This window comes from Veillonella sp. 27098_8_77 (assembly GCF_041431535.1).
In the GTDB taxonomy this organism is placed as follows: domain Bacteria; phylum Bacillota; class Negativicutes; order Veillonellales; family Veillonellaceae; genus Veillonella.
Map to the genome: position 1 here is coordinate 321811 of NZ_JAPVXW010000001.1, position 11326 is coordinate 333136.

Consider the following 11326-nt stretch of genomic DNA (forward strand, 5'->3'; position numbering starts at 1 on the left):
ATTAACCTCCGCCGCTTCATCCTTCGGGTCACCCAAAATTAGGCACAGTACCGAAGTCCACCGACGTGCTTATTTTTCATACCAGATAATTTTAACAAAAAATTATCGTAAAAGCAAGTAAAGAGTCAGTAATTCCAAAAGAATTACTGACTCTTTACGAAGATCTACATGTTTAATTATAAAATATTACATTCTTATAACAAGTATATTAGTTATTTCGTATAGCTTCTATCATCTTAGCTCTATTGGGAGCACCGAATACTGCTGAACCTGCAACTAATACAGTTGCACCTGCATCCTTGACTGGAATACACGTAATATCATTGATACCACCGTCTACTTCTATAACAGCATTCGTATTTTCTACGGAATCTAATAACAGTTTAGCTTGTTTAATTTTCTCAACAGCCCGAGGAATAAAAGATTGGCCTCCAAATCCAGGATTTACGGACATAATTAAAATCATATCTAGATCTCCTGCCACATCTTCTAACATTGAAACAGGAGTACCTGGGTTAAGTGCAACACCAGCTTTCATACCTACCGACTTAATATGTTGTATTAAACGATGTATATGAGGAACAGTTTCTTGATGAAATGTAAAATATTCAACCCCTATTTTCGCATATTCCTCGACATAATCCGCAGGATTTGTAACCATTAAATGTACATCGAACGGCAATGATGTATGTGGGCGAATAGCTTTCACTATAGGTGCGCCAAATGTTAAATTAGGAACAAAATGCCCATCCATAACATCAATATGTAAATAATCTGCCCCAGCTTGTTCAATAGTTTTAACTTCATCACGCAATATAGAAAAGTCTGCAGATAACATCGACGGTGCTATTTTTATCATTTTAAAACCTCTTTCTTTGGTTCTGTATATCTTTTCTAATAATCTGATATGCATCATAGCGGCTTTCATAAATCTTATGATCCGCTAACGCCTTTTTAATTCCACAAATAGGTTCATGCTCATGATAACAAGGGCTAAATTTACAAGCGTCCACATAATCAGAAAATTCTGGGAATAACGTAGGTAATCGTTCTAATGTAATATCGGTAAACTCAATAGAACTAAAACCAGGTGTATCCATAATAAAGGAATCCGTATTTAGGCTAAATAATGAGGCATGCCGTGTTGTATGCTTACCACGTTTAATCTTGTCGCTTATTTCACCTGTTTGGAATGCAAATTTCTCATCAACCGCATTTAATAAGCTACTTTTACCAACACCAGAAGGCCCTGCAAAGGCCGTTACCTTATGCTGTAATTGACTACGCAATTCATCAATACCGATATTATGTGTAGCAGATGTAGTAATAACATGATAATCAATCGATTTATATTTATTAATTAGTTCATCTGTCGCAGAATCCCCTACATCGTATTTATTTATACATAGGAGAACAGGAATATCGGCATGTTCAATCATTACCAGCATCTTGTCAAGCAATAATTCATTGATATCCGGATTATGAGCAGCTACCACGAGAATAACCTGATCTATATTAGCAACGGCAGGTCGTATCATAGAATTTTTACGTGGTAAAATGGCCTCAACAAAGCCATCATTGGAAAACTCAACTCGATCACCAACTAATAAGCTATATCGAGACTTTTTGATACGCCCTCTAACCTTGCATTCATGAATGGTTCCCAATTCATCTTGGATATAAAAGTAACCATTCATATTTTTAATTACAATACCTGTGTTCATAGCACCTCTATAATGCAGTATCCTGAACTAATGCGCCATTTAGATATACTTGTATTCGCACATTACCAACACCGGAAACATTTTTCACGATCCGGTCACCAGGCTTATTGGTATCATCATAAATGACAGATGAACCTTCATCATCTTTAACTACGATTTTTACCTCCTGATTTTTTGAACCAGATGGTACCGTTATATCCACAGTTCCTTTAGTACGATTTGAAGAGCTTTGTTTTGAATCATCCTTCTTATTGGATGCATCCTTTAATTCAGTGGCTAAATTTAAGCTACTGCCTTCAGAAACCTCTTCACCAGCCTTAATACTTTGTTCTGTTACAATCGATTTATCATCAACCGAACCAGATATTTGATTAACCCCAATGTTATTAGAGCTTAAAACTTGGCGTGCATCCTTCAATGTCATGCCAACCACATCAGGCATTTTTACTTTTTTGGCTTGCGCCTTATTAAGAACTAAATCTATAGTTGTGCCCTTTGAAACTTTTGAATCACCAGAAGGACTTTGAGCAACTATAACATTATCAGGCTTTCCTTCCACAGAACCTTGTGTGATTTTACCAACCACAAGACCTAAATCTTTTAAACGTTGACGTGCTTGTTCTACGGTTAAACCGGATAAATCTGGAACCGTAATATCACCAACACCTTTAGATACGACAAGATGAATAGTACGTTGTTCTTTTACCTTTTCACCAGCCCCTGGACTTTGAGAGATGACTTGTCCTGCTGGTACATCTGTATTGGTTACTTCACTGGTGGAAACGCGCAAATGTTTATCTTCCAAAATATTTTTCGCTACAGACACTTGTTTTCCTACTACATTGGGCACGTCTACAGTTGTATTACTCCAGAAATTACCATAGCTCAAGAACGCCCCTAAAAATGCAATCAAAAAAATAACGGCAGCACCAAGAACTATATATTTCTGTGGTATGGATGCAATCTTACTAAGCATAGATTTCTTTTTAACCTCATTAGGCGTAGAGTCATCAATATCATTAAAATCTTCTAATGTATCCGGATCTACAGCTGGAATCATTTGTGTGGCAAAATCATAAGGTTCATGTCGTTGAGTTTTTCCCATTGTAAAGCCTTGGGATAACCTTAAATCCCCCATCATTTCCGAAATAGAATCAAAGCGATCGGCCGGATTTTTAGCTAATGCTTTCAACACAACAGCCTCTAACAATGGTGGAATAGACGGATTGTATCGCGTTGGAGGAATTACCTTTTCACGAACATGTTTTAATGCTACTGCAATTGGCGTTTCCCCTTCAAAAGGAACCTTACCAGTTAACATTTCATATAAAACTACACCTAATGAATAGATATCTGTACTCCCATCCACTGATTTACCACTTGCTTGCTCAGGTGAAAGATAGTGCGCTGACCCCATGATTGAGTTTGTATACATAACGGTATTCGTGGTATTCATGGCGCGGGCAATACCAAAATCAGTAACCTTTACGCGACCAGTATTTGTAATGATGACATTATGTGGTTTTATATCACAATGAACAATTCCCATTGCATGGGCATGTTCTAACCCTTCACCGATGGCAATAGTAATTTTAACCGCTTCATCAATTGATAGTCGATGATGACGTGTAATATATTCCTTAAGCGTTTCCCCATCAACGTATTCCATAATGATATAATGCATCCCTTGATCGTAGCCTACATCATACATATTAACAATATTAGGATGATTTAATTTACCTGCGGCTTGAGCTTCTCGTTTAAAGCGACTTACAAATTCGTCATCACTAGCAAAGTTTGAATGTAAAATTTTTATAGCTACTGGGCGCCCTAATAATGTATCTTCACCTTTATATACATCGGCCATTCCGCCGACGCCAATTTTAGTCAGGATACGATAGCGATTATCCAGCAATGTATCTTTAATCTTCATAATATTTATAACTCTCCATATCTAGATTAGATAGTTCCTACAATAATGGTAACATTATCACCGGCACCGGCATCATAGACGTCAGCAATCAATATATTTAAAACCTCCGTATTATCATTTGTATCATGTAATACTTGTCGGATTGTTTCATCACTAACATACCCGGACAATCCATCTGTACATAGTAAAATACGATCACCGGTTTTTACTGAAAGTGTACCACTATCGACATGTAAATCTTCTTCAACACCAACTGCTCTAGTCAGTAAATTACGTTGTGGATGGACTAACATCTCATCCTTTGTAATTTCTCCAGCATCCAATAGCTGTTGTACCATAGAGTGATCAGTGGTAATTTGAGTCAATTCATCATTTCTATAAATATAGAGTCTACTGTCACCTACACTGGCCCACAGCAGATTATCATCTACCTTAGCGACTACTACAGCAGTCGTTCCCATCCCACTAAGTCGTTCCTCTCGTGCTACGCGATTTACTATACGCGTATTAGCGTGTAGTATGGCATCTACAAGGGATGATTCGTCAATAGTAGAAATTGATTGTAAATATTCTTTTATTTCATCAACCGCATAGGTGCTGGCAATTTCTCCACCTCTATAGCCACCCATACCGTCGGTGACAGCACAAATGTTATCGCTAATAAAAAATCGATCTTCATTCTGCTTTCTGACTAATCCAATTTTACTTAAACCTACGATATTATTCATGAATCTCCTCTTTCCGTCCATGGGCCGCTTTTAATTGCCCACATGCGGCTTGAATAGCATCGCCCATCTCTTTACGGATTGTAACAGAAACACCATAAGAGGCGATAATATCCTTAAATACGTTCATATGTTTACTAGAAGGTTTATACAAATTAATATGTTCATTACCATTTACAGGAATCAGGTTAATATGACAATTAGGGAATTCCTTACCAATTCGACCTAATTCATGTGCTTCCTCTAATGATACATTTATTGAATCTATTAAAATATACTCAAACGTAATACGTCGTTGTGTCTTGTCATAATAATATTTTACAGCCTCTAGAACCTCTTCCAATTTATATCGAGATCCGACAGGCATAATCTTACGACGTGTTTCATCTGATGTAGCATGTAAGGATAATGCCAATGTAATCGGCAAATCCTCATCTGCTAATTTATAAATATTAGGAACCCATCCACATGTAGATATAGTCATCTTTCTATAACTTATATCAAATGTAGTTGAATCATGAATTATTTTTAATGCTTGTAGTACATTATCATAATTTTGTAAAGGTTCACCAGCCCCCATAACTACTAATGAATGGATATCTTCCTTTTTTAGGGAACTAAAAAGAACAACTTGTCCTACGATTTCAGACACGGTTAAATCACGAAATAATCCCCCCTGTGTAGAAGCACAGAAGACACAGCCCATGGCGCATCCCACTTGAGAAGAAACGCATATGGAATTACCATAATGTTGCTCCATTAAAACAGTTTCAATACGGCTGCCATCAGTAAGCTCTAATAGTAATTTCTGTGTTTTTCCATCAGGAGATATAGATTGGGTGATAACCTTAGGAATTGACAATTTACAATTAGTATCCAACCAATCTCTTAACATTTTAGGGAATTGTGTCATATCTTGAAATACAAAAATATGACGATGATAAATATAATCTATTAATTGTTTTGCACGAAATTTTTGGAATTTATAGTCTTCAAATAACGTTTGTAATTCAACTAGAGATTTACCTAGTAATTCAATCATAAATACTCCCATTCACTAATGACTAATTAGTTAAGATAGTCGCTGCATTTTCACCATAAAGAAACCATCCATGTCATCTTTAGGTGGATTTGTTGTAATCATACCATTATTTGATGTAAGTGGAAAATCTTGAGGCACAGAAACAATTGTAAATTCACTATGCTTTTGTAAAAATGTTTCAACTACCTCTTCATTTTCCTTATAGTTTAATGTACATGTTGAGTATATTAAATACCCATTTACCTTTACTGTCCTTGCAGCACGTTCTAAGATATCTAACTGCAATGGTGGTAATTCTGAAAGAATAGATTCTTGCTTACGCCATCGCATATCAAGTTTCTTTTGTAGTATGCCCAAACCAGAACAAGGAGCATCCACCAATACGCGATCAAAATAAGAATCCCAGTTATTAGGTAATTGTGTAGCATCCTGTACTTTAGTTTGTACAATAGAAACTCCAAGACGACTAGCATTAGACTCCATTAGTTCAATCTTATGTGCATGAATATCGCAACTCATAATCGAACCGGTATTATCCATCAATGAAGCCATATACATCGACTTACCACCAGGTGCTGCACAGCAATCTAAAATACAATCACCCGGTTTTGGATCTACAAGGCGTGCTACCATCATGGACGCCTTATCCATAAATGTAATATATCCATTTATAACAGCATCTGATTTTTCTAAACTTCCACGATGACTATTTATATAAATAATGTCATCATAGGTGCTATCCTGTGAAACATCCCAGCCTTGCTCTTTTAACAATGACAAACATTGCGGAATATCAATAAGAATTGTATTAATGCGCGCTGTTAATATAGGCTGTTGGTTAAACCAAGCACATAAATCTTCCGTTTGTTCACGACCACGTTCACCAATCCATAAATTGATTAGCCATAAGGGAATATTGTATATAAAGGATATTATTTCTACATCATTCTTTGCTAAATCCTCTATACCAATAGTATCTTGTTCTCGAATGACAGATCTCAATATAGCATTCACAAAACCTGATAAGCCATGTGTTAGTTTTTTGGCTAATTTAACTGACTCATTAACGGCAGCACTGTCCGGTACCTTATCCATATAGATAATTTGATATATACCGAGTCGTAAAATCTCAACAACCATGGAGGATAGTTTTTTTACAGGCCTTTTAGCAAAATGCACGATAATAGCATCTAAATAATTCCTTCGACGTACTACACCATATACAAGTTCCGTAAAGAACCGTCTGTCTAGATCTGAAAGATTATACTTTGATATATAGACTTGTAATGTTATGTTGGCGTACGCACCATTTCGATTGATATCAGATAATGCCTTTACAGCCAACAGTCGTATATTTTGTTTTTGTCCGTTTTTAGGAGTTTCGTTCATACTTATCCTTATCAATCAATAATTCAACAGCATTACGAACCTTGTTGATATCAACCGTAGTATTACAACAGGGTCCATTAGGGCGTTCGTTTAATACCCCAATAACAGGAATGGGAAATACATCAGCCATTCCACTAGAAAGATCACGTTCACAAGCTATAGCAATAATAGCCTTAGGTTTTGCTTCTTTAACCTTCATACGGGCTAACGTTCCACCAGTGACAACGATGAATTGACAGCCATACTCTTTTGCAATACCCAGTAAGCCACCCACTTCACATCGCCCACATTGCTTACAATTATATACGTCATGTGTCACCTTATGAACACATGTATTTTCTTGCAAACAATGAGGTGTTAATAAGAGTATTCGTTCAGGGCTCACCTTATATAATTTCATTACTACTAAATGATTGATTAAATCAATCATAGATTGTCGTAATTCATCCTTTGTAACACCTGTAAAAATTTTTCCCAACCCTAAAGATATAGGAAATAACAAATATATAAAGCGATTAGCTAAACGTAATATAATAGGGTGGATATGTTTAACACCTGCTGAAGCAATACATAAAATAAGCCATAAGAACCAGATGATAAAAATGATCACTCCACCTATAACTTCACTTGTAACCGCTAGTGTATATGATATTCTCTCTAATCCGGGCCATACTATATACATTGTAAAACCAATGATAATAGAAATCGCTAAACAAGACAGTGCTGAGAGATTTAAATATAGTGGATATGTTTTGTAAGATACATTACACTTTGTCAAATGCAATACCACCTTTAATTTGGTGACCATTAATAAAGTCTTGTGCACTAATGCGTTTTTTATTTTCTGGTTGTACCTCTGTAAGAAGAATAAATCTATGTTCACCAGTTGATACAATCAATCCTTTAGATGTATGTACAATTGTACCTGCAGGTGCAAAATCTACAGCAACCTGGTGATGATTACAAATAACTGTAGCCTTACCTTCATTTATAGATTCAACATTAATGGTTTGAGCAGACCAAATCTTTAAACGTTTTCCTTGTAAAAAGGTATAACATCCGGGTGCTGGATTTAATCCACGAATTAAATTAACAATCTTATGAGCCGGTTGATTCCAATCGATTAATCCCATTTCCTTAGTGATTTTAGATGTATGACTTGCCAAATTATCATCTTGAGGTGTAGCCTTAATTTCACCTTTCACCCACTTATCTAGGACTGGGGAAATTGTTCGGGCCCCCAATTCCGCAATACGCTCGAATAAAGCACCCGTAGTTTCATTTGGTTGAATGTCAATTTCTGCAATATCAATGATATCACCCGTATCTAAACCATCATCCATATGCATAATCGTAACGCCGGTCTTAATATCACCGTTTAAAATTGCATAATGGATAGGAGCTGCCCCCCTATACTTAGGCAAGATAGATGCATGAATATTGATACACCCATATTTTGGAAGTCGAATAAGCCAAGGCGGTAATATCTTGCCATACGCAATTACAACTATTACATCGGGAACTAGATCAGTCAACTCTTTTTGAACGGCGTCGTCTCGCAATGTAATAGGCTGATATACAGGTAAGTTCAATGACAAAGCAGCCTCTTTAACTGGTGGCATTTGAATCTGCTTACCGCGTCCTTTTTGCTTATCTGGTTGACAGTATACACCAACTACAGAATGGCCAGCCTCAACTAGTGCACGTAATGTAGGGACGGAAAAATCTGGTGTTCCCATGAATACAATACGTAACGGTTTATTGTTAGACAATTTCCTTTTCCTCCGGATGATCTGCAATACGACGTAAATTAGTCGCCTTTTCAATAAATAGATGACCTTCTAAATGATCAATTTCATGTTGAAAAATTCTAGCCAAGAAGCCTTCGGCCTTAATGGTAACCTTTTTATTATGAGGATCTATACCTTTTACGGTTACTTTTTCGTACCGTTCTACATCGCCAAAATAACCAGGTACACTTAAACACCCTTCTAAGCCAATTTGAGATCCTTCACCATGAATGATTTCAGGGTTTATGAGTGCTATTAATCCACTGCCTGCATGATCATCAACTACGATAATACGCTTAGATACATTAACCTGTGGCGCTGCTAATCCAACGCCTTCAGTTTTGTACATTGTATCAGCCATATCTTCTATTAATGCACGCAATTTTTTATTTACATGTTCTACAGGTTCTGCTATTTCCTTTAAAACAGGGTGACCTGCTTTTACAACTTCTAATACTGCCATTTTTCCTCTTATTAAATAGGGTCTACATCAATGAGTAGCCCTTCTTGTGTAAAAATCCAAGAATGATATATGTAATCTTTTACGGCATCTAAATTTTCTCCACGAATCATAATCGATAAACGATACATATCGCGGATTTTTTTTATGCCTGCTTCATAAGGTCCATTTAAATCAATCGATTGCGACTCAAATCTAGACTCTAAATCATCTACAATTTTTTGTGCTATGGACTCAGCCATTTCTTCCTTTATATGGCGCACTACCATGTAAATCATTTCACGAAATGGCGGGTATCCTAAGGCCTTACGATTTTCTATTTCTTCATTGTAAAAGCCCAAATAATCATGAGCCTTACTTTTTATTATAGCATAATTTAAAGGATTATATGTTTGTATAACAACGCTGCCTACCTTATCACCACGTCCTGCTCGGCCTGAAGTTTGAGTTAATAAGTCGAATGCTCGTTCAGATGCAGAATAAACAGGGATATTCAAGACGGAATCAGCAGTCAATATACCCACTGCTGTAACATCCTTAAAATCATGACCTTTGGATACCATTTGGGTGCCCAATAAAATATCATATTTATGATTTCCGAAATCTTGAAGAATTTCTTCGCCCACATCTTTATGCTTAGTAACATCTTGGTCTAAGCGCGCAATCCTTGCACGTTTAAAATGGCGTCGTAACTCTTCTTCCACCTTTTGCGTACCTGATCCAAAGAATTTAATTTTTTTACTGCCACATTTTGGACATATAGTAGGTATTGGTTCATGATGTTCACAATAGTGACACCGTAATTCCGCACCCGCCTGGTGATACACCATAGCCACCTCGCAATGTGGGCACATAATTGTTTCCCCACAATCACGGCACATTACAAATGTACTATAGCCTCGGCGATTTAAAAGAATAATCATCTGATTTCCATCGGCTAATGTACGCTCAATCAGATTTGTCATAGCATCAGAAAATACGGAATAATTGCCGTGGATCATTTCCTCTTTCATATCCACAATATGGACATGAGGCATGGCTTGGTCAAAAATACGAGTGGGCAACTCTAATAGCTTATATTGTCCTTGTAAAGCCTTGTAATACGATGTTATAGCAGGCGTGGCAGATCCTAAAATAACGACGCAATTATGGGCCTGTCCGCGCCATAACGCTACATTTTTTGCATTATATCGAATCATATCCTCTTGCTTGTAAGATGTATCATGTTCTTCATCTAGCACTATAAGGCCAATATCCTCTGCCGGAGCAAACACTGCAGACCGAGCACCAATAATGATATGGCTGTCCTTTCTTCGTATACGTTCCCAGTTGTTATTTCGCTCACTAATGGTTAGTTTACTGTGAAAGACAACAACTTCATCACCAAAGGTAGACACAAATCGACGAACAATCTGATCTGTCAAGATGATTTCAGGAACAAGAATAATAGCTGTTTTACCACGTCCTATACAACGTGCAGCAGCTTTCAAATAAATCTGCGTTTTACCACTACCCGTTACGCCGTGTAATAAAAACGTTTCATATTTGTCTTGATCCATCGTTTGTTTAATTGGTTCATATACAGCTTGTTGTGCATCTGTCAATGGTATGGTTTCTTCACCACTGAGCAATTCTTTGAATGACGTTTTCGTATCTTTAAAACGTTTCTCTATATGAATGCCCTTTTCTCCAGCCACTTGTTTAATGACCATATAAGAATATCCCTTGGCTCTCAACAAGGACTTAGGAGCGCCGCCTACATCAATTAAAAAAGCAGCTAATTCTCGTTGTTTACGTTTTTTAGGGCTCAATTGGTCTATATCAAATTCAGATGTAACAATAAGCCATTCTTCCTTTGGAGCATCATATGATTTTAACGTTTTATGAACAGTAAATAGCCGTAACGCATCGCCAAAGGAGCATAAGAAGTAATGGCTAATTTGTTCTGCTGTATCCATCATTTCGCGTGTGAACCATGGATCACTATCGAGAATATCTATAATAGAACGCAATGTAAATGAAGGTTTTTCCAAAAGATCTTCATAACCAATTAGTATGCCTTCTTCACGGCTACCACCTAAGGGAACTAATACACGCGTTCCTGCCTCTACGTCACCAAACTTATCGGGCAATAAATAACTTAAAGGCTTATGTAGTTGTTTTGCAGGTCGATTAATAATAATACTTGCTACGCGCATTAGTTCACCTCCTCTAATCTAATTATTATATCATATTCAAAAGGAGATAAAAAAAGACTTAGTAG

General features: G+C 36.8%; 10 protein-coding genes. All 10 read right to left on the minus strand.

The window, feature by feature from the left end; translation table 11 throughout:
• Window positions 1–208: 208 nt before the first annotated feature.
• From rpe to priA, 10 genes are read right to left on the minus strand one after another with little or no spacing between them, the layout of a single operon-like run.
• Complete coding sequence (gene rpe, locus O3617_RS01535; protein WP_371448262.1) at window positions 209–859, minus strand: ribulose-phosphate 3-epimerase; 651 nt, start codon at window positions 857–859, stop codon at window positions 209–211.
• A 1-nt stretch (window position 860) separates the two neighbouring features.
• Entirely contained in the window at window positions 861–1724 is an 864-nt protein-coding gene (rsgA, locus tag O3617_RS01540; RefSeq protein ID WP_371448264.1) for a ribosome small subunit-dependent GTPase A, read from the minus strand.
• 7 nt (window positions 1725–1731) lie between these two features.
• Complete coding sequence (pknB, locus tag O3617_RS01545) at window positions 1732–3657, minus strand: Stk1 family PASTA domain-containing Ser/Thr kinase (RefSeq protein ID WP_371448266.1); 1926 nt, start codon at window positions 3655–3657, stop codon at window positions 1732–1734.
• 26 nt (window positions 3658–3683) lie between these two features.
• The gene (locus O3617_RS01550; protein ID WP_371448268.1) at window positions 3684–4385 is read right to left on the minus strand and encodes a Stp1/IreP family PP2C-type Ser/Thr phosphatase; all 702 of its coding nucleotides are present in this window, start codon (window positions 4383–4385) and stop codon (window positions 3684–3686) included.
• Window positions 4378–5424, minus strand: a complete 1047-nt coding sequence (gene rlmN / locus O3617_RS01555) for a 23S rRNA (adenine(2503)-C(2))-methyltransferase RlmN (protein ID WP_371448270.1) — start codon at window positions 5422–5424, stop codon at window positions 4378–4380. The genes O3617_RS01550 and rlmN overlap by 8 nt, the downstream gene beginning before the upstream one ends.
• Window positions 5425–5454: 30 nt before the next feature.
• Window positions 5455–6813, minus strand: a complete 1359-nt coding sequence (gene rsmB / locus O3617_RS01560) for a 16S rRNA (cytosine(967)-C(5))-methyltransferase RsmB (protein WP_371448272.1) — start codon at window positions 6811–6813, stop codon at window positions 5455–5457.
• Complete coding sequence (locus O3617_RS01565; protein WP_371448274.1) at window positions 6797–7621, minus strand: DUF116 domain-containing protein; 825 nt, start codon at window positions 7619–7621, stop codon at window positions 6797–6799. Before O3617_RS01565 ends, rsmB begins: the two co-directional genes overlap by 17 nt.
• On the minus strand, window positions 7578–8585 hold the full coding sequence (gene fmt, locus O3617_RS01570; protein WP_371448275.1) for a methionyl-tRNA formyltransferase: 1008 nt from the start codon (window positions 8583–8585) through the stop codon (window positions 7578–7580). Before fmt ends, O3617_RS01565 begins: the two co-directional genes overlap by 44 nt.
• Window positions 8578–9066, minus strand: coding sequence for a peptide deformylase (gene def, locus O3617_RS01575; RefSeq protein WP_371448277.1), 489 nt, complete (start codon window positions 9064–9066; stop codon window positions 8578–8580). The genes fmt and def overlap by 8 nt, the downstream gene beginning before the upstream one ends.
• Window positions 9067–9077: 11 nt before the next feature.
• On the minus strand, window positions 9078–11261 hold the full coding sequence (priA, locus tag O3617_RS01580) for a primosomal protein N' (protein WP_371448278.1): 2184 nt from the start codon (window positions 11259–11261) through the stop codon (window positions 9078–9080).
• Between the last annotated feature and the right edge of the window lie 65 nt (window positions 11262–11326).